1 protein-coding gene is annotated in these 422 nt (G+C 65.2%); it reads right to left on the bottom strand.

What is annotated here, in order from left to right; genetic code table 11:
• Nucleotides 1–33: 33 nt before the first annotated feature.
• Nucleotides 34–422: FadR/GntR family transcriptional regulator (locus tag ACE04F_RS13345; RefSeq protein ID WP_486107337.1), on the bottom strand; the 389-nt coding region annotated here is incomplete at its 5' end.

The following is a 422-nucleotide window of genomic DNA, read 5'->3' as shown; positions in this document are numbered from 1 at the left end:
CGCGAAGGCGACAGATCAGGCGATGCGGATCCTTCAGGTCCCTGCGCCAAACCGGTCGCGGCTGTTGGTCAGGTGCAGCCACATGGCGGCGCGGGCGGCGTCGGGGTCCTGGCGCTTGATGGCGTTGAAAATCGCCTCGTGCTCCAGGTTCGCAAACTGCGCCAGCTTGCCCAGGTCCGCCTGGCCGCGTTCGGCCATGTTCACCCGGGTGCGGGGAATCATCGCACTGCCCAGGTGCTGCATGATCTCGACAAAACTGCTGTTGTCCGTGGCTTCGGCAATCAGCAGATGAAAACGCCGGTCAGCCTCGACGCAGCTGTCGTTGTTGTTGAGCAAGCGCTGATAGTCGTCCAGCGCCTGGCGCATCTGCTGCAATTGTTCCTCACTGCGGCGCTGGGCCGCCAGCGCCGCGGGCGGGGGGT

The organism is Pseudomonas sp. AGC41, from assembly GCF_057334555.1.
This window is presented reverse-complemented; position numbering and strand designations above follow the sequence as displayed.